The organism is Bartonella sp. MR168JLCBS (assembly GCF_042194175.1).
Genome location: NZ_JBHIMP010000005.1, coordinates 1 through 19133 on the forward strand (window position 1 = coordinate 1; position 19133 = coordinate 19133).

The window sequence follows — 19133 nt, forward strand, 5'->3', positions numbered from 1 at the left end:
TCTTCCCATGATCAACGTGACCAATCGTACCAATATTAACATGCGGTTTTGTTCGTTCAAACTTGCTCTTCGCCATCTGAGCTCTCCATTTTCCGTCCAAGCCAAGGACTAAGTTAAAAATTAATTACCAACCTGAAATTACGCGTATTTCTTTTGAATCTCCAAAGCAACAGCCGAAGGTACAGGTTCGTAATGATCAAACTGCATTGTGTACTGTGCACGCCCCTGACTCATAGAGCGAAGGGTATTCACATAACCAAACATATTTGCCAAAGGAACCATCGCATTCACAACCGTTGCAATACCGCGCGCTTCAGTTCCTGAAATCTGTCCCCGACGAGAATTGAGATCACCAATAACATCACCAACATAATCATCTGGTGTAACAACTTCCACCTTCATGATCGGTTCAAGAAGCTGTGCACCAGCCTTCTTTGCTCCATCACGAAAAGCTGCACGAGCAGCAATCTCAAAAGCCAAAACCGAAGAATCAACATCGTGATAGCCACCATCAATAAGAGTTGCTTTTACACCAAGCATAGGAAAGCCTGCAAGAGGACCTGACCCCATAACACTTTCAATCCCTTTTTGGACGCCGGGAATATATTCTTTAGGAACAGCACCACCCACAATCTTCGACTCAAAAATAAAGTCATCACCATCATGAGGCTCAAAAACAATTTTCACACGAGCAAACTGACCAGCACCACCCGATTGTTTCTTGTGCGTATAATCAATTTCCGCCATTTTAGTAATTGACTCACGATAAGCAACTTGAGGCTGCCCAACATTTGCTTCAACCTTAAATTCACGCCGCATACGGTCAACAATAATATCAAGATGAAGCTCACCCATTCCAGCTATAATAGTCTGACCAGATTCCTCATCCGATTTAACACGAAATGAAGGATCTTCGGCTGCCAGACGATTAAGAGCAATACCCATTTTTTCTTGATCTGCTTTTGTTTTCGGTTCAATTGCAATCTCAATAACAGGCTCTGGAAATTCCATCCTCTCCAAAATAACAGGCTTCAAAGGATCACAAAGAGTATCACCTGTTGTCGTCTCTTTAAGTCCTGCAAGAGCAACAATATCACCAGCAAATGCTTCTTCAATATCCTCACGAGAATTTGAATGCATTTGAAGCATACGCCCCAAACGTTCTTTCTTCTTTTTCACAGTATTCTCAAGAGAAATACCTTTCTGAACTTTACCTGAGTAAATACGACAGAACGTCAACGAACCAACAAAAGGATCATTCATAATTTTAAAAGCAAGCATAGATAGTGGAGCATCATCTGAAGACTCGCGTGTCGTCTCAGTCTCAGTCTTCACATCAATACCACTAATTGCCGGAACATCAACTGGAGAAGGAAGATAAGAAACAACAGCATCCAAAAGCGGCTGAATTCCCTTGTTTTTAAAAGCTGTACCACAAAGAACCGGATGAAACTGAACTTCTACTGTCCCCCTACGAATGAGAGAAACAAGCTGTTCATTGGTTGGCATAACACCTTCTAAATAAGCCTCTGTCGCAGCTTCATCAACCTCCACAGCCATCTCAATCAATTTCTCGCGATATTCTTCAGCTTTCTCTCTTAAATCAGAGGGAATTTCACTTATCACCGCCGAGGCACCAATAGAACCATCCCACTTTAAAGCCTTCATTTCTACAAGATCAACAACGCCTTCAAAGTCATTTTCAGCACCAATCGGCAACTGCAAAACAAGCGCTTTAGCACCCAACCGAGAACCAACCATCTCCACACTACGATAGAAGTCAGCTCCTATTTTGTCCATTTTATTAACAAAAACCATACGAGGCACACGATATTTCTCAGCTTGCCGCCAAACAGTTTCCGTCTGAGGCTCCACACCAGCATTTGCATCCAACAAAGCTATTGCACCATCAAGAACACGCAAAGAGCGCTCAACCTCAATCGTAAAATCAACGTGCCCTGGCGTATCAATAATATTAAAGCGACGCTTCCGACCGTCACGCCCTTCCCAAAACGTCGTTGTCGCAGCAGACGTAATCGTAATACCGCGCTCCTGTTCCTGCTCCATCCAATCCATCGTAGAAGCACCATCGTGGGTCTCGCCAATTTTATGATTCTTGCCGGTATAGAACAGAATACGTTCAGTCATCGTAGTCTTACCAGCATCAATATGCGCCATAATACCAAAATTACGATAATCTTCAATTTTATATTCGCGAGCCATTATATTTGCCTTAGTTTAAAACTTCTACCAGCGATAGTGAGAAAAAGCACGATTAGCCTCAGCCATACGATGAACATCTTCACGCTTTTTCACGGCAGAACCGCGATTATTAGCCGCATCCATCAGTTCACCAGATAAACGCTCAATCATCGTCGTTTCATTCCGACCACGTGCTGCAGCAATCAACCAACGAATAGCAAGAGCCTGACGACGATCAGGACGAACATCAATCGGAACTTGATAAGTAGCACCACCAACACGGCGTGAGCGAACTTCAATATGAGGAGCAACATTCTCTAAGGCCCGATGAAATAGAGCCACAGGGTCTGTTTTTACTCTTTTTTCTACAGAATCGAGCGCACCATAAACAATACGCTCTGCAACTGATTTTTTACCATCAAACATAATGGCATTCATAAATTTCATAATAACCAAATCACCAAACTTAGGATCTGGATTAATTTCACGCTTTTCTGCTCTATGACGACGGGACATTGGCTTTGTCTCTCAATATTATTTTGGACGCTTTGCGCCATACTTTGAACGACGCTGTTTACGATTCTTGACACCCTGCGTATCAAGCAAACCACGAATAATGTGATAACGAACTCCTGGCAAATCTTTCACACGACCACCACGAATCATCACAACAGAGTGCTCTTGAAGATTATGTCCCTCTCCAGGAATATAACCAATCACCTCAAATCCATTCGTCAAGCGAATCTTAGCAACTTTACGAAGAGCAGAATTAGGTTTCTTCGGTGTTGTTGTATAAACACGCGTACAAACACCACGCTTCTGCGGATTCGACTGCAAAGCAGGAACCTTATTACGTTTAACTGGCGCTACACGCGGCTTGCGAATCAACTGGTTTACGGTAGGCATGCAACCTTCCTCTTTTCGATCTACATTCGTCTCACCCAATCGGGCTTTTCTATTTCATTTCTATCCACTCCAATAGAATCGGAACAGATATCTAAGTCTACACACAAAATCGGGCATACCTGCAAAAAACAGTTCACCCGACCACAAGCAGAGAAGGCAATAGCCTTTTGCACTAGCATTTGCTTTTAATCTTCTTAACACCTGTGAATAATCTTTCGGTTCATATCCAAAACACCTGATCACATCCACATCGGTTATGTCCACCTCTAATAGCGAGAACACTTACATTCGTCAAGAACTAAACAGCAGAAAGTTTTTAAAAATGAAAATAAATTAAATTTTAAAACTTTAAATTTGCTTTTACCGCTACTCTTGATAAATCAATTTACCATAGTAATATCCCTAAAATAAAAAAGCAGCAATGTGACTGTAATAAAACATGAATGCAGTAAATTAAATTGCATACTTGATATCTAATGATGAGCGCCATGAAAATAGCAACGTGGAATATTGCTGGAATAAAAGCACGACATGAAACATTATGTCAATGGCTGCAGCAGAGTCAGCCGGACATAGTCTGTTTACAGGAAATTAAAAGTATTGATGAAAATTTTCCACGCGATGCAATTGAAAATTTAGGTTACCATATAGAAACACACGGACAAAAAAGTTTTAATGGTGTTGCGATTCTCTCTAAAAGAACACCAGATGAAGTGATCCGTCGATTACCAGGCAACGATAATGATGAGCAGACACGTTACATTGAAGCTGTTTATTCAACAAACAAAGGTGTTGTTCGTGTTGCATCTCTCTATTTACCAAATGGGAATCCTATTGAGAGTGAAAAATATTCCTATAAAATAGAATGGATGGAAAGATTATATACACATGCAAAATCATTGCTTGCGTATGAAGACCCCCTTATTCTAGCGGGTGATTATAATGTCATCCCCGCTCCATTAGATGCAAAAAAACCTCAAGAATGGTATCAAGATGCCTTATTTCTTCAAGAAACAAGAAAAGTATTTCAACGTATTCTTAATTTAGGTCTTTACGATGCTATCCGGAATGTCACCGATACTCCCTCCTTCAGTTTTTGGGATTTTCAGGCGGGTGCTTGGCCTAAAAATAATGGGATTCGCATTGATCATTTATTATTATCACCAGAAGCTGTTGATCAGCTTATTTGCGCTCATAGTCAAACAGAAGTAAGGGGATATCAAAAACCATCCGACCACGTTCCTGTTTGGATTCACCTTAATATCAATTAAGAAAGTACACCCCCCATTATGAAACAACAAAAAAATTCCACTCAAAAATAATAACTATGCTACACCATGTAAACAGTATATCTTAAACAGCTAAAGTAAAGATAAATGAATGGAGGACATAAATGAAGAAATCATTATTAATGTTTATTGCAGCAACGGCCATTGGTTTCACAAGCGTCGCGCATGCTGAACATGATACTCTTGAAAAAATAAAACGAACAGGGGAAATTACTTTAGGTGTCCGTGAATCATCTGGTTTAGCCTACGCCCTTGGTAATAATAAATATGTAGGTTTTCATACAGAAATGGCAGAACGTATCATTGATGATATCTCAAAAAAAATTGGTAAACCAATTAAAATTCATTATCTTCCTATCACTTCTCAAAATAGAATTCCTCTCTTAAAAAATAAAACCTATGATTTTGAGTGCGGCTCAACAACAAATGATATTGCCCGCAGTAAAGAAGCAGCATTTGCTTATACGACATACATTGAAGAGGTTCGGATTGCTGTAAAGAAAAACTCTAACATTAAATCTCTTGACGATTTAAATGGAAAAACAGTCGCAACGACCACCGGTACAACATCTGTTCAACTTATTCGTAAAAACAAACGTGCAAAAAACATTCAGTTTAAAGTTTTAAAGGGGAAAGATCACGGAGATAGTTTTTTATTATTAGAATCTGGTAAGGCAGATGCTTTTGTTATGGATGCTTCAATTCTTGCTGGACATATTGCTAAATCAAAGAATCCATCTGATTATGTCATTCTTGATACTGTACTTTCAGTCGAACCTATCGCCTGTATGCTCAGATTAAATGACAAAAAATTTGAACAAACAATCAACGATAGTATCGTACGTCAGATTAAAGATGAATCACTTGAAAAGCTTTATAATAAGTGGTTTATGAAACCGATTCCACCTGCTAACACTGTTATGAACCTTCCCTTGTCAAAACAAACAAGATATGCTTGGGATCACCCAAATAGTAAGCCTCGAGAAAGCTACACAGAAAAAGATTTATAAAATTTAATAAAGAAAAACCACACTCTTTAAAAATTGAGTGTGGTTTATATTTTAATTCACTTTTTAATAAATTTGGCCTATGTAAATGCGCTTAATTTATTGTCCTATTTGTGAATGACTAATTTGAGGGAATATCAATTAATGGACTTTTCTTTCCTTTGTAGAGATGACCTTACCCAAACACTGGTAACAGGATGCCTGGGAGCTCCCGGCGTGAGCCATACCTATTTAGATACACTTCTCGATGGCTTAAAAAATACGGTTATATTGTCTATCACTTCACTTATCTTAGCTGTATTGTGTGGTGTTATTATAGGAACAATGCGCACTTTACCCAAAACATCGATAATCAATTATATATTTCGCACTATCGGTGCTATTTGGGTAGAGATTATGCGTAATATTCCCCTCCTTGTACAAGTATTTTTGTGGTATTTTGTTGTTCCTAAGATTTATCCACCAGCGATGAAATTTTCCCCTATTTTCTTAATAACATGCGCATTGGGATTCTTTACATCTGCACGCATTGCAGAACAGGTTCGTTCAGGCATTGAAGCGATTCCTTCTGGACAACGTTATGCTGCTATGGCAATGGGGTTTACAACTTATCAAAGTTATCGCTATATTATACTACCACGTGCTATACGTACAATTATGCCGCCTCTTACTTCAGAAGCAATGGGCATTGTGAAAAATTCGTCTATAGCATTCGCCGTTTCAATAAATGAGCTCATGCAATTTCAATACCAAGCAATTGAAGAGGTAAGCCATGTTTACGAAAATTATTTGCTTGTTACGATTCTTTATATTCTAATAGCCTTATTCGTATTCATTGTGATGACAGTCATTGAACAAATACTCAAAATTCCTAATTTTCAAACAAAGGGAAATTGAAAATGATGAATTTCATAAGCTCTCAGTTTGGACTTTATTTTCCTTTCAATTTTTCCGACTTTGATTTTTCCTTTTTTACCTTTGATGTATTTCGTTCTTACATTTTATCAGGTTTGCTCTTTAGCGTTTTTCTAACTCTTTTTGCAACGGTATTGGGGTTTGTTTTCGGCACCCTTTTAGCAATGATGCGCCTTTCTTCCATAAAACTTCTTTCTTGGTTTGCAATCGTTTACATAACAGCTATGCGTTCAATACCACTTGTGATGGTTATCTTATGGTTTTTCGTGCTTTTGCCTTTTTTAACCGGTACATCCATCGGTGCAAATAAATCAGCACTCATTACCTTTACCGCATTTGAAACGGCTTATTTTGCAGAAATTATGCGTGCTGGCATAAACTCAGTTTCGCAAGGACAAAAATATGCGGGACAAGCTCTCGGAATGACATATTGGCAAAGTATGTACATTGTCATTCTTCCTCAAGCCTTTAGAGACATGCTACCAGTTTTTTTAACACAAGTTATTATCCTTTTTCAGGATACAACCCTTGTTTATGCAATCAGTGGCAACAGTCTTTTAAATGGTTTTGATATTGCTGCTAATAATTTTGGTGTAAAGCAAGAAGCTTATATCTTAGCAGCTGTTTTCTATTTTGTTATCTGTTTTACACTGTCACAAATAGTTTTGTATTTACAAAAAAAAGTATCCATTATTCGCTAATAGGAAAAAAAATGTCTACTCATATGATCGAAATAAAAAATGTTTCTAATTGGTATGGCGAAATTAAAGTCCTTAAAAACTGTACAACCAACATTAATAAAGGAGAGGTCGTTGTCGTTTGTGGTCCATCAGGATCAGGAAAATCAACACTCATTAAAACTATTAACGCTCTCGTTCCTTTTCAAAAAGGTGAAATTTGGATTAACGGAGTACCAGTTCATTCAAAAAAAACGAATCTGCCTAAATTGCGAAGTCAAGTGGGAATGGTATTTCAACACTTCGAGCTTTTCCCCCATTTATCTGTCACAGAAAATTTGACAATTGCGCAAATTAAAGTCCTAAAACGAAGCAAAAAAGAAGCACTTGAACGTGGATTGTTGTATCTTGAACGCGTTGGGCTGATTGAACACAAAGATAAATATCCTGGTCAACTTTCTGGAGGGCAACAACAACGTGTTGCTATTGCACGTGCCTTAACTATGGATCCACTTGTCATGCTTTTTGATGAACCAACATCTGCTCTAGATCCTGAAATGGTAGGTGAAGTGCTCGATGTCATGATTAGCTTAGCAGAAGAAGGTATGACGATGATTTGTGTAACCCATGAAATGGGATTTGCACAAAAAGTCTCGGAGCGTGTTATTTTCATAGATCAAGGAACAATTCTTGAAGACTGTTCATCTAAAGAGTTCTTTTCTGATCCACAAGCGAGAACACCAAGAACGCAAGAATTTTTGTCTAAAATCTTAAGTCATTAGCCGTTATATTATCACAAAAAGCTATCTCTACTGTAAACTTAGACACAAGACAGTAGAGTTTAATAACGGATGAGAGAATGTAAAAATATTACAATCAGATGTTTAAAAACTGTTATTTTTTAAAATATCAGCAACCAGTGAAATTGCTGTACGTCTCTCAAATTCATTACAAAGAGCAAAAGCCTGTTCTTGCAAAGGGCGAATCCAATTTCTGTCTTTTACATTAGCTTTTTCATAGGCAGCAGTTAACAATGCTACCCCACGGACAATTTTTCCTTCTTGAAGCAGCATATTTCCAAGCATTGCTTGGGCGGAAGGATTTCCTTTTTTTGCTGAAAGTTGAAACCATCGTGCTGCTTGTATAAGATTCTTCTCCCTTCCCTCTCCCTTTAAAAATATTTTTCCTAAATGATACTGAGCTTTAGGATTTCCATAGTTCACCGCAGCCTGCATATAAAGATGAGCAGCATAAGAAGGATCAGGTTTCACAGGTGATTGAGGAATACCTTTTTTTATATATCCCGCAAGTTTAACCAATGCATCAGAAACATAACTTTCATCCTCTGAACCAAGATCAGTACCTTTTTCAACAATATATGCCAAAAAATGATATGCCTTATAATCATTTTTAGGGACACCATCACCGTTTGCATAGATAGAGCCAAGTTTCCAATTCGCACCAATATGGCCTCTCTTAGCCGCACGACGTAATGCTGCAATAGCCTGATTTATATGTCCATCTTTATAAGCAGACATACCACGTTTAAAAAAATAAAACGAACCATCATTCGCTTCTTGCAAGCTATTAACATCTATTGCATAAACAGTCGAAAAAAATCCCCCTAAAATCACAACAATAGTGGCTTTTTTCCATATCTGAAACCTATTAACCATTTCCCCCCCCTATCTCAATTTTAATGATTATATCTGTTACAAATTTCTTTGTAGATATTTAAAGCCTTTTTCTTAGTAAGAAGCACACGCGATTTTAAAGTAAAAATTTTAAAAGAAAAGATCAATAAATTAAAACCATCCAAAATGTTCGATAAAATTAAGTATCCATTTTTATATATAACAAATTGATTTTTAAATATAAATCATCATTCTATATTTTGTAACACCTCCTTTAACATTCTAGGATTTATTGATTTTAAAATTGTATACGTATGAATAAAAGTCGCTCAATAAAATAACGTGCATTAAACAGCAACTTGAGAACGAAGAGAATACATAATGAATGGTAAGCGTTTAAGCATAAAAAACAATACGAAAGATAAATAAATATAATGATGATCGTTAACTTATAACTTCACAACTGCCTTACCAGCTTAAAGATGAAGTTTTTTGCCACCGTCAATCTATAAACAATACAGCTTTTTGTTTAACAGATTCCACCTGACATCATTTCACATGGGGTTAATTCATACTTTACACACAAGCCCTACCTCAGAATACTCACCACTACATAAAACAAAAATACCACATGTGTAATTTTACATGCCTTATATTGCTACTCTAAATGATGATGTTTTACAGTAATAAAACAACATATTGATTTATAATGATAATTTACCTTTTTTGTATGTTGAATGAGTCCCTAGAATATCGTAAGATTCTCTCATTCAAAACCTGTTCCATGTTGAATCAATCAAACCCATCCGCTTGCACATTACAAGCAGAGAGAGCTATGTGGATAAAAACTCTGTATAAGAAAGAACTAAAAATGCCTCTTATGAACGGTCTTAAGTGCCAAGTCCTTGTCCGGATTGGGTGGGATGGTGCCAGCGCTTGTTACTTCACAAGCGTAAAGAAGGGGAGCTCAATGAATTTACCGTTATACCATTCATGATTTCCGTCGTGAAATAGGCTCGGGTACCTTAAAAGATGTTTCTTTAATGATAAACATAAAACAATGGATTTCAGTAGAGATTTTATGATCGTTCATGAAAAACTAACAAAAGAAAAAGTTTCTTTAAAGAAGATCTACACCAGCCCTAATAGTATGAAATCATCCATCAAAAAATAAAAAGCTGAAATCAATCCAACCGCTCTAAAGCAACAAATATTTTCTTCTGCGCTGCACGCAGTTCTACAACCCTGTTCCGTTCACGCTCAACAATTTCTGCTTTTGCATTTGCTATAAATTTGGGATTGTTTAACTTAAGCGATATTTTTTCAATATCTTGTTCAATTTTACTGACATCCTTCCTCAAACGAACACGTTCAGCCTCCAAATCAATCAACTGTCCTAATGGTAAACAAAAAACAGCCTCTCCCAAAATCATTTGTGCCGATACTTCCGGAACTTTATCAGAGAAATCAATAACTTCAATACGCGCTAATTTTTTAAGAAGTGCATCATAACGCCTCACACGCTCTCGCGTTACTTCCCCTCCTTCAACAACAACAAGAGGTGCTTGTGTAGCCACTGGAATATTCATTTCAAAACGTACTGACCGAATCCCTGTAACGACATCAATAAGCCAATTAATATCATCAGCAGCTTCTTCATCTATCAATGTTTCCTCTGGCCATTTTGTCAATGCGAGCATATCCTCACGCTTGATGGCTTGCGTTTCTGTAAGAGACCACAACTCTTCCGTCATATGAGGCATAAAAGGATGAAGAAGTTTATAAACTTCATCTAAAACCCAAGCAGTACAAGCTTGAGCCTCATTTTTAGCATCTTCATTTCCCCCCTGAAAAATAGGTTTGAGAAGCTCCAAATACCAATCACATAATGTATTCCAAATGAAACGATAAAGTGTGGCAGCTGACTCATTAAATTTATAGTGTTCAATACCAGCCGTCACTGCTGAAATCGTTTTGGATAATTCTGTTAAAATCCAACGATTAAGCGCCAATTTTGCTTGTTCTGGCTTAAAAGTTGGATCATGCTTCACACCATTCATCTGTGCAAATCGGGTAGCATTCCACAATTTCGTAGCAAAATTACGATAACCAGCAATACGGGAAGCGTCAAGTTTTACATCACGACCTTGTGCTGCCATAATAGCTAAAGTAAACCGAAGTGCATCAGCACTATATTGATCAATAAGCTCTAAGGGATCAATAATATTTCCCTTTGATTTTGACATCTTTGCACCCTTTTGATCCCGAACAAGAGCGTGCACATAGACCGTTGGAAAAGGAACGTCACCCATAAAGTGAAGTCCCATCATCATCATACGAGCAACCCAGAAAAAAATAATATCAAATCCTGTCACGGATAAAGATGTTGGGTAAAAAGTAGATAATTCAGTCGTTTTATTTGGCCATCCTAATGTTGAAAAAGGCCAAAGAGCTGATGAAAACCAAGTATCTAAAACATCCGGATCACGGATTAATTCAACAACCTCACCATAATGAGCAAAAGCTGAATCTAAAGCCTCTTTTTCACTTTTTTCAACAAAAACCGTTCCATCAGGACCATACCAAGCAGGAATCTGATGTCCCCACCACAATTGGCGAGAAATGCACCAAGGTTGAATATTTTCCATCCAATTGAAGTAAGTCTTTTTCCAGCTATCGGGAACGAACTGCGTTTTGCCTTGTTGAACAGCCTCTATCGCTGGCTTTGCTAATTTAGCAGCATGAACATACCATTGATCTGTCAAAAACGGCTCAATAGGGACACCACTGCGATCTCCATGAGGAACCATATGGGTATGATCGTCCACAGAGGCTAAATATCCCTGTTCTTCCATCAAAGAAACAATCTTCTGGCGCGCAAAAAAACGATCAGATTTATCGAGATTTTCTACTAACATTTTTAATTCATCTGATAAAATCAAACCATCAAAAAATGCTTCATTTTCACGGAGAAAAATCTCGGCTTTTTGGGTAAAAATATTGATCAAGCGTAAATGATTACGCTGTCCTACTTCAAAATCATTAAAGTCATGAGCTGGTGTGATTTTTACAGCACCACTTCCAGCTTCAGGATCAGCATGCGTATCACCAACAATTAATAACCTACGACCAACAAGTGGCAAAAGAGCATTTTTACCGATAAGATTTTTATAACGCTCATCTTCAGGATTAACGGCAATTCCTGTATCACCAAGCATTGTTTCTGGTCGTGTTGTCGCCACTGTTATAAAAGTTGTCGCATCATTTGGATCAAAAATTTTACCCTCAAGTGGATATCTAAAGTGCCACAAATGTCCTTGAACTTCTTTTTGCTCAACTTCAAGATCTGAAATAGCTGTCAACAATTTAGGATCCCAATTGACGAGGCGCTTATCCCTATATATCAACCCTTGCTTATAAAGCGTGACAAAGACTTCACGAACTGCCTGCGACAACCCCTCATCCATTGTAAACCGCTCACGCGACCAATCACATGAAACCCCAAGGCGACGCAACTGGTTTGCAATAACGCCTCCAGTTTCATAACGCCACTCCCAAATACGCTCAATAAACTTTTCTCTCCCCATTTCTTGACGCGTTGGCTCTTGGCGTTCTGCAAGTTGACGCTCTACAACCATTTGTGTAGCAATCCCAGCATGATCCATACCAGGCTGCCACAAGACATTTCTGCCACGCATCCGCTGAAATCTAACTATTATATCTTGAATTGTCGTATTGAGCGCGTGCCCCATATGAAGTGAGCCCGTAACATTAGGAGGTGGAAGCATAACGCAAAAAGGTTCTGCACCGCTTTTAGAACCAGCTCCCACTTTAAAGGCCCCACGAGTCTCCCATCTCTTTGCAACCCGTTGCTCTATAGAGGCAGCATCATAGTTTTTTTCTAACATTCCATCCATCCATAACGCCACTGAAAAACACAATATATGATCAAATCCCGATCAAAAACCCGTGATTTTCAGCTATTCACTAGAGAGCTCGCAAAATCGCAAACAAAATTCTCATAAAATGAAAAACATAAAAACAATTAAGATGATTTTTTAATCGCTTTCACAATCTCTTCACGCAAAATATCTTCCAGCAAAATAGGCAATTTAGACTGTAACCATTCTGCTATAGCCGGACGCAACACATCCTTTGCAATCTTTTCTGCAGAAGAAATACAATATGCAGACAATTCCACATGACCATCCCCTCTAGCTTCTGACTGTGATTTCCTTATCTCATCTTCATATTCTTTTGCTTTATAAACAGAATTCCGTTCTTCAGAAGAAAGCTTCATCTTTTGCATATCCATACCAACTGTATTATTTTCTGCCTCTATATCCTCTTTCTCTTGCGTTATCTTCCCCCCTTGATTTTCAGAAGAAAGACCAATACGATCAGCTAAAGCTTTCATAGCATCATCAACCGATAAGGTTGTATCATAAATACCCTCTGATGCAGCTTCTGAACGACCTTCCGAAGCATTCACTGCAACATCTTCATTTAAAAAGTGATCAGATTGAACCGCATTTTCTTCGATTATTTCACGAATAGATGTTAAAATTTCATCCATACTTGGCTCACGTAACACGCTTGAACTCTGTACCATACTTTACAACCTCTCAAAGACGCAACAACAAATAGAATCATACTTTCAGTGTATGCAAAAGAATCATAAGATCAACATGCCTCCCACGATATTTTCAAATATGCTTGTCATAAAGAGGGCGCTACACACAATTTTCTACACTTATAAAAATAACATCTCACCATTCTATTTTTAAACATATTCAACTATTGATTTACTAATCTTTTAAAAACTAAAATAATTTAAGATTAAAGAGATACTTTTATGCATTATCGGATATATTATTTAATTGTTTTTAAACCTAAATAATTTGCAGTCAATCTACCAATAGAAGATTGAACACTATAGCTTGCCACAACAGCATTACGCTCCGCCATTGCAAGCGCAATCTGAGCATTAATCAATTGAGTACGAGAATTTAAAACATCCAGCGTCGTTGCTTGCCCTACGCGATTTTCTTGAACACGGCCTTTCAGAGCAATTTCAGCAGCACGAACACTTTCACGGTAAGCAATAACAGATGAGCGCGCGCCCTCTAACTGAAACCAAGCAGAAGTAAGTACTTGCCTAGTATTACTATGCGCCAAATCGAGTTGAAGCTGCGCCTGTCCAAGCTGTTCCCTTGATTGACGAATTTGCGCAGACGTACGCCCTCCTTCAAAGATTGGGACACTTACTGACAATCCTATTGATTTAGAAACTCCATCCTCTCCAGCACCGCTGTAGATTCGATTATAAGATGCTGTTGCAGAAAAATCAACTTTAGGGAGCAATGCTCCTTCTTTCGCCTTTACATTGTAAACACTCGCATCGACTAAATATTTAGCATAAAGGATTGCTGGATGCATCACAACGCTCATTTGGTAAGCCATATCAAGGTTGACGGGAAAATCTTTGGCTACGGGTGGGCGTTTTAACTTTTCAGGATCAGAACCAATAACTTGTCGATACACTGCCTCTGCTGCTTTTACATCAGCACGAGCAAGACTCAGCTCTGAAACAGCCACGGAACGTGCAGCTTGAGCTTGAGCAAGATCAACATGCCCTCCTTCACCCACATCAAATTTTGCTTTATTGGAACGAACTTGTTCTTCAAGAGCTGCCAAATTTTCTCTCCGAAGATCGGCAACACGACGTGCGTGATAGACATTAGCATAAGCGGTCACTGTCTCCAGAAACGTATTTTGTTCAATATTACGAAGATATTCACGCTGAGCCTGCAACTTAACTTGAGCTGAAGAAAAGATATTTTGCGTGATAAAACCATCAAATAATCTTTGATTTAATCTCACGCCTATAGATCCAGAAGTGACATAAGGACCTGTAAAAGACTTATTCCGACCATAGCTCCCAACCCCCTCAACTTGAGGCAATAACCCTGATCGCGCAATGACAACATCATCACTGGATATACGCACAGCTGCACGTTCACTATTCAACTTAGCATTATGCTTATAAGCCTTAGAAAAGGCATCCATCAATGTCTCAGCATAAACAGTATCTGATAGTAAAATACTCAACACCAGTAATAAACACACCTGAAACTTCTTGTTTACTCTAAACACAATACACACAATAACAAACCCCAAATAAATTACAAAATTATCTTTTATTCACAAAACAAACAAGCACTAAAACACAAAACCAGGTGTTTTTAAAAAACAAGGAATAGGCTTTACAGCGAGGTTAAAAGCACGACGTGCCGAAATGATTCCATCTTCTTTTATATAGATTTGTGCAACAGCAGCATTTCCATACCCTTCAACCACAACAAGACGTCCACAGTCTTTCATTTGATCAAAGATACCTTGTGGAATAAAATCAACAGATCCCTCAATGAAAATCACATCGTAAGGTCCCTCAACGGCATATCCTTGCTCTAATGGACCATGAACGACAACCACATTATCACATTGATTACGTTCTAAAGCTTCAAGAGCACGTTCAAAAAGAGATTTATTACTTTCCAACGCAATCACAGACCCTGCAAGTTTTGCAAGCAACGCTGCACAATAACCACTATTTGCACCAATATCTAAAACAACATCTGATGATTTTACAGCGGCAAGCTGTAGTAATTTCGCTAGAGATGCAGGTTTCATCAAATAGCGTGCAGGAACCCCATCTTGTACTGGACACAGAACAATGTCGGTATCAAGATAACTTAATACTTTCATATCTTCCGATACAAAATCTTCACGAGATACCGTTAAAAACGCTTCAAGAACTGATAAATCCGTTACATCAACTGTACGAATTTGATTGTCAACCATTTTGCGACGAAGCTCAGCAAAATCTGCAACCATAACGAATATTTTCTCCTAACCTACAAAAAACAAACAAAACAGCGACAATGATGGACGAAGATCTCTCAAACTATGAGCGTTACGAAAAAGGATGCTCCAGTCAACAATTAGATTTTAACTGTATGATCTCTCATAAAAAAGTGTCTTCACAACTATAGAGGAACAACTATAGAGGGAAATAATCTATTTTCCTATACCTCATCTCCCCTAAAAGCCGTTTCGTTTAAAATCGGCTGGAGGCCTCGCCCGGAATCGAACCGGGATACAAGGATTTGCAGTCCTCTGCGTAACCATTCCGCCACGAGGCCTCGTCAACAAACATAAAGGTTTCAATAAGGGAAGGCAACGCATCCGTCAAGGTGTAGAAATTTTCTCTCGCCTTTTTTCCTCTTATTACACAATTTATCATATTTTTTTAAAAAAAGTAATTTTATCCTTTGCAAATCAGTATTGCTTTGCTATAGCCTTTTCAACTAAATGATTGGGCACCATTCCCCGGTAGCTCAGCGGTAGAGCAACCGGCTGTTAACCGGTTGGTCGCTGGTTCGAATCCGGCCCGGGGAGCCACATTCTTTTCTATCACAAATAACTTATTGGTTTTCCATATGTTTTTTTAAGTGAGGAATTCGTTAATAAAAGTGAGAGAATAAGGTTTTTACTATAAAGTAGAAACACAATATCCTACGGGATGTATTTTTTTCAATGAACGCAAAGAACCATTGATTCATTTTAAAATAGCACAAATAAGATTACTTTTTTCAAACTACCGCGCCTCTATCAGAGAGCTCTGCAATTATTTGCACATTATAAAATAGGGCTTCTTTCACGAGAAGGAATTATTAAGCTCCATCAGCAATGAAAAAGATCTCATATAATTTTTGTCCAAGGAAAAAATGATTTGTACTCCATAAAGCAATTAAACTTAAAAAACTGCTCATGAAGCAATCATTTTGAAAAATGGAAGAAACAACAATCAGGGCATATATTATCTCCATACATCCCACATAACCGCCTCCCCATCTTAAAAGCAAAAAACATCAAACAAGTCTGTAAACATTCCGGCGTCTTATCTAACAGGTTGTTCCTCCTGCTAACCACTTCAACGCTTTACAAACAACCTTGCCTTGGATATTTCATCCCACTGTCATAAAACATTTAATACATAAAGTCTTATAGGCTTTATATCCCCCCAAATAATAGTGTTTTACAATAAAAACCAAGATAACAAGCTAAATTGTTAAGAATCCTGAGAAAGCCTTCAGAAATCATGACATTCTTGCTATTTCATTATGCAGTCACACGCTTTTCTAAAGAGATATCTCTTAAATTCCCCCCAAGCCCATTTCACAATGACTCCCGTAAATGATATAAAATGAAATCGATTAATCATCCCATCTTTATTTATAATAAAAGCCATACCATCATACTATTTTCCAACTCTCAATCTTAGCAATACCCCTTGCCTTTGAAAGAGTTTATAAGAATCATTTTATTTATTTCTCAAATGTTTATCTATACGATAATTTCACATATAACGTGCAAATGAATACTTTTGATTGATCCACATAAATAGCTTCAAAATGAAAAAAATTTTACGATATAATGAATTATCAATATATAAAACAATGAGTTATTATTAGAAATAAATTTTTAAAATTAAAAGTTATCATTAAAGATAAAACACATCTTTTAAAAAATAATTTTATATAAATAAAATCTATTTTCATTCCCATTTTAAAAAATGGAAATAAAGAAAATAAATAATCGCCTCTACAGTAATAATTTCTTTTTAAAAGATTTTTAAATAATCCAAACACTTAGAGGTTTTCATTTTTTAGAAATGAAAACCTCTAAAAGACCTTCTTATTTTGGCAAGAATATTTTATACCTCTTTTCAATTGAGAACAAATCAACAAAAGTAAAAAATCTCCAGTACATAATCTTTTCTCAAGACTTTATCTAGGCAGCCTTCTTAACTGATTTTCGAAAACGAAAAGGCTTTGCACGCTTTGGCACCGCTTTTGCTTTTTTATGCCTCTCATTTGGAGATGAAGAATTCTTCCGCTGCAACTGTGCGGCATCATCTTTTCGACCTAAAAACTGTTTTTGACGTTTAGATTTTTTAAAACGGCGTTCCTTATCGTTTTCTTTTTCTCTACTTTCTGGCACAATTGGCTTTTCTGGAAACGCTGCAAATTGCTCTGGAACTGACTCAGCCACCAATTTCATACGAATCAAGCGCTCTATAGCACGCAACCGTTCCCTTTCTATCTTCTCATCAAAAAGTGTAAGTGCTTCACCAGATGCACCATTACGTCCTGTACGACCGATACGATGTACATAACTTTCAGCTTCATCTGGTAAGTCATAATTAATAACGTGGCTTATCCCTGGTATATCAATACCGCGTGCAGCAATATCTGTTGCCACAAGGATCTGCACAGATCTTTCACGAAAAGCTTTTAAAGCAGACTGGCGAACACCTTGTGATTTATTCCCATGAATCGTTGCGACTGAATATCCTATCTTTGCCAAACTACGTGTAACAGAATCAGCCCCATGTTTAGTTCGGGTAAAAACAATAACCGAATTAAAAGCTGGATTTGTCAAAAGTTTACTTAAAACATTCTTTTTTTCATTCGTAGGAACACAATATAATTTTTGGCAAATCTCTACAGCCGTAGTACCTTGAGGAACAACTTCAATTTTAACAGGATCATTGAGTAAACATTTTGCAAGCACAGCAATTTCCCTCGGCATTGTTGCAGAAAAGAGTGCTGTCTGACGCTCTTGATGCAAAAGCTTTGCAATTTGCTTGACATCATGAATAAACCCCATATCCAACATACGATCTGCTTCATCCAAAATCAAAAAACGAGATTGGGAAAGATCAACACACTTTTCACGAACAAGATCTCTCAAACGCCCTGGAGTCGCTATCAAAACATCCACACCTGCTTCCATACGTTTAATTTGTTTTAAACGTGACACGCCCCCAAAAATAAGACATGTTGAAAGATGAGCTCCCTTCGCCGCAGTGCGAATCGTTTCATCAATCTGGACAGCAAGTTCACGCGTTGGAGCTAAAATCAAAGCGCGTGCAGTTTTAGGACAGCGTTTATTACCCAAAGCCAAAATCTGACTTAAAATAGGTAAACCAAACGCCAAGGTTTTTCCAGAACCTGTCTGAGCAACACCTAAAATATCGTGTCCTTTCAACATCACTGGAATAGCTTGTTCTTGTATAGGTTTAGGTTTACTCATCCCAGCAATGAGTAAATTTTTAATCAAAAGAGTAGGCAAACCTAACTTTGTAAAAACATTTTCTTCGTTTATAGGCAAAATACAATCTTTCCTCAGCCGAAGAACTCAAAACAAGTAACCAGCTGAACTTTCCACTCAAGAATCCGCGCAAGAGAAATCCCTGACATTTTAAATGAAGCAACGCTTAAAAAGCAGCTTGCGCAACTCATGAGCACCTTGAAATCAAGATAAAGGCGTATAAACTTCACTTTACAAAAAGCCAACAAACCAGCCTAAATGCCTTCATCCCCATTATCCTTGGATTATGATAAAAAAGCAAGAACTTTACGAAATACATTTATC

The 19133-nt window shown here is 37.8% G+C and carries 14 protein-coding genes, 2 tRNA genes and 1 pseudogene; 6 read left to right on the top strand and 11 right to left on the bottom strand.

Features of this window, described 5'->3' with window-relative positions; all coding sequences use genetic code 11:
- The 4 genes and pseudogenes from ACFIK8_RS04590 to rpsL all read right to left on the bottom strand — a co-directional run.
- A pseudogene (locus ACFIK8_RS04590) lies at window positions 1-76 on the bottom strand (elongation factor Tu); the annotation flags it as partial.
- 62 nt (window positions 77-138) lie between these two features.
- The gene (gene fusA, locus ACFIK8_RS04595; RefSeq protein WP_015856588.1) at window positions 139-2223 is read right to left on the bottom strand and encodes an elongation factor G; all 2085 of its coding nucleotides are present in this window, start codon (window positions 2221-2223) and stop codon (window positions 139-141) included.
- Window positions 2224-2247: 24 nt separating this feature from the next.
- A complete protein-coding gene (gene rpsG, locus ACFIK8_RS04600; protein WP_015856589.1) occupies window positions 2248-2718 on the bottom strand; it encodes a 30S ribosomal protein S7 in 471 nt (156 codons plus the stop codon).
- An 18-nt stretch (window positions 2719-2736) separates the two neighbouring features.
- Window positions 2737-3108, bottom strand: coding sequence for a 30S ribosomal protein S12 (gene rpsL / locus ACFIK8_RS04605; protein ID WP_005773262.1), 372 nt, complete (start codon window positions 3106-3108; stop codon window positions 2737-2739).
- Between the two features lie 488 nt (window positions 3109-3596).
- Here rpsL and xth point away from each other — a divergent pair, with 488 nt between their 5' ends.
- The 5 genes from xth (at window position 3597) to ACFIK8_RS04630 (ending at window position 7778) form a co-directional block, all read left to right on the top strand.
- On the top strand, window positions 3597-4379 hold the full coding sequence (gene xth / locus ACFIK8_RS04610) for an exodeoxyribonuclease III (protein ID WP_375647255.1): 783 nt from the start codon (window positions 3597-3599) through the stop codon (window positions 4377-4379).
- Between the two features lie 122 nt (window positions 4380-4501).
- Window positions 4502-5407, top strand: a complete 906-nt coding sequence (locus tag ACFIK8_RS04615; protein ID WP_375636226.1) for a transporter substrate-binding domain-containing protein — start codon at window positions 4502-4504, stop codon at window positions 5405-5407.
- Window positions 5408-5548: 141 nt separating this feature from the next.
- Window positions 5549-6301, top strand: a complete 753-nt coding sequence (locus ACFIK8_RS04620; protein ID WP_375636224.1) for an amino acid ABC transporter permease — start codon at window positions 5549-5551, stop codon at window positions 6299-6301.
- Between the two features lie 2 nt (window positions 6302-6303).
- The gene (locus tag ACFIK8_RS04625; RefSeq protein WP_273788550.1) at window positions 6304-7020 is read left to right on the top strand and encodes an amino acid ABC transporter permease; all 717 of its coding nucleotides are present in this window, start codon (window positions 6304-6306) and stop codon (window positions 7018-7020) included.
- An 11-nt stretch (window positions 7021-7031) separates the two neighbouring features.
- Window positions 7032-7778 carry an amino acid ABC transporter ATP-binding protein gene (locus ACFIK8_RS04630; protein WP_015856594.1) on the top strand — a complete coding sequence of 249 codons (747 nt, stop codon included), beginning with the start codon at window positions 7032-7034 and terminating at the stop codon, window positions 7776-7778.
- Window positions 7779-7880: 102 nt separating this feature from the next.
- Here the strand turns inward: ACFIK8_RS04630 and ACFIK8_RS04635 are convergent, their stop codons facing one another.
- From ACFIK8_RS04635 to ACFIK8_RS04660, 6 genes are all read right to left on the bottom strand, one after another.
- Window positions 7881-8672, bottom strand: coding sequence for a tetratricopeptide repeat protein (locus ACFIK8_RS04635; protein ID WP_375669002.1), 792 nt, complete (start codon window positions 8670-8672; stop codon window positions 7881-7883).
- Window positions 8673-9814: 1142 nt separating this feature from the next.
- Window positions 9815-12538 (bottom strand): valine--tRNA ligase, encoded by a 2724-nt coding sequence (locus ACFIK8_RS04640; protein ID WP_375636219.1) that lies wholly within the window; start codon window positions 12536-12538, stop codon window positions 9815-9817.
- A 137-nt stretch (window positions 12539-12675) separates the two neighbouring features.
- A complete protein-coding gene (locus ACFIK8_RS04645; protein WP_375619594.1) occupies window positions 12676-13242 on the bottom strand; it encodes a DUF2497 domain-containing protein in 567 nt (188 codons plus the stop codon).
- 260 nt (window positions 13243-13502) lie between these two features.
- Complete coding sequence (locus tag ACFIK8_RS04650; protein WP_375669011.1) at window positions 13503-14744, bottom strand: TolC family outer membrane protein; 1242 nt, start codon at window positions 14742-14744, stop codon at window positions 13503-13505.
- 108 nt (window positions 14745-14852) lie between these two features.
- Complete coding sequence (locus ACFIK8_RS04655) at window positions 14853-15527, bottom strand: protein-L-isoaspartate O-methyltransferase (RefSeq protein ID WP_375636216.1); 675 nt, start codon at window positions 15525-15527, stop codon at window positions 14853-14855.
- A gap of 234 nt (window positions 15528-15761) precedes the next feature.
- Window positions 15762-15835, bottom strand: a tRNA-Cys gene (locus ACFIK8_RS04660).
- Between the two features lie 184 nt (window positions 15836-16019).
- Here ACFIK8_RS04660 and ACFIK8_RS04665 point away from each other — a divergent pair.
- Window positions 16020-16094 (top strand) — tRNA-Asn (locus tag ACFIK8_RS04665).
- A 1392-nt stretch (window positions 16095-17486) separates the two neighbouring features.
- On the opposite strand, the gene ACFIK8_RS04670 is transcribed toward ACFIK8_RS04665, so the two are convergent.
- The gene (locus tag ACFIK8_RS04670) at window positions 17487-18869 is read right to left on the bottom strand and encodes a DEAD/DEAH box helicase (RefSeq protein ID WP_375669003.1); all 1383 of its coding nucleotides are present in this window, start codon (window positions 18867-18869) and stop codon (window positions 17487-17489) included.
- Between the last annotated feature and the right edge of the window lie 264 nt (window positions 18870-19133).